This window comes from Paenibacillus kobensis NBRC 15729 (assembly GCF_004000825.1).
Lineage (GTDB): Bacteria > Bacillota > Bacilli > Paenibacillales > Paenibacillaceae > Paenibacillus_T > Paenibacillus_T kobensis.
The window spans coordinates 1-1491 of the sequence record NZ_BILZ01000133.1 but is presented as its reverse complement, the minus strand read 5'-3'; the positions used below and the strand labels follow the sequence as shown (position 1 = coordinate 1491).

Sequence of the window (1491 nt, the reverse complement as noted above, 5' to 3'; positions counted from 1 at the left end):
TGGTATGGTTACGCCACTGTCGATCCGCGCCGCGATTACGATCGTTGCCGCACTGCCAATCATCTTGGTCTATCCGTTCATGCAACGTTACTTCGTAACGGGCTTGCAGCTCGGCGGCGTAAAAGGCTAGTGATAGGATGCACAAAAAAGGACCTCGTCTCTGACGAGGTCCTTTTTATTTAGGCTATGTTAAACTGTACCCTTGGATTTAAAAGAACTGAAAAACACCTAAACTTCGGCTTTCTGCTTATTCTTGTTAAGCTAACGGTCAGAATTGCTGACTTACATATTCACTCTTTATTTTTCGATGGAACATTGTCTCCCGAAGAAATTATGATAAAAAAGAGCTATTATTAATATCTGGTGTAGAACTGGACGCATTAGATAAGGGAAAGAATCTGCATATATTGGGTTATGGAATGGATTTAAATAATGAAGGGTTCAAAGAAATTACTGAAAAAATCAGGGTGCTTCTTGAGTCTGCAGATGAGCGACTTATAGTAATGATGCAAAGGGAATACAATAACATAAACATGATTAAACTACTATAAACTAAACGGGAAACGATTGCTTAAAAAACCGCCATTCAAGGCGGTTTTTTTTATTGTAAAAAATCAACATTAGAATTAAAAATAGCCTTTATTTAAATAAGGTCAACGGGACAACGGAGAGGCTGCTCGAAGCGAAAGCCGAGCTGCATAACAACGAGCGATTGGAATGAGTAGTATCAACATCCAATTATTGTGAGAATAATGTAAATGTTAATTCAGCAGAAATTATGAACTCTCTGATTCCTTGCACCTCAATTTTATAATTTTAGGGGGGGTCGACCTATAATTTGTGAATTGTAAGCGCATTCAAAATGTTGATAATAAGAGGTGACGGAACACATTGAAGCATTTCATAACAGGTTCCGCAAAAGTTAAGGAGGGACATGGCATGGGGGTTAACGTAAAAAGATCGGCTATGCTTAGCATGGCCACCGTTCTGACACTCGGTACGTTGCTGGTTGCTTGTTCGGACAAGAAAGAAGATCCTAAACCTGCAGATGAAAGCGCTGCCACGACGACGACGGAAACGACGACGGCGACAGACACGGAAAAAGAGCCAGCTGCAGAACCTGTAAAACCGCTTACAATTTCGGTTTTTATCGGCACCCAAGGTCCAATCCCGAACGAAGACAACAAGATCTACAAAAAAATCAAAGACGAGCTCGGCGTAACGCTGAAGGAAGAATACCTCGTTGGCGATATCGAGCAAAAGCTCGGCGTTATGATCGCCGGCGGCGACTATCCGGATCTGATCACGGCTAGTCCTAAGCTGGTAACTGCTGGAGCAATGATTCCGCTGGAAGATTTGATCGAGCAAAACGCTCCTAACCTGAAACAGCACTACGCGAAAGTTTGGGAGCAAATGAAAGATCCGGCCGACGGCCACATCTACTGGCTGCCTAACTACGGCGTATACCAAGGTGAATTTGTATCGACTTGG

The 1491-nt window shown here is 42.8% G+C and carries 2 pseudogenes; both read left to right on the top strand.

The features are described 5' to 3' along the window. Nucleotides 1-130 (top strand): annotated as a pseudogene (locus PKO01S_RS29555) (carbohydrate ABC transporter permease); the annotation flags it as partial. An 809-nt stretch (nt 131-939) separates the two neighbouring features. Then, nucleotides 940-1491: pseudogene (locus PKO01S_RS28425) on the top strand (sugar ABC transporter substrate-binding protein); the annotation flags it as partial.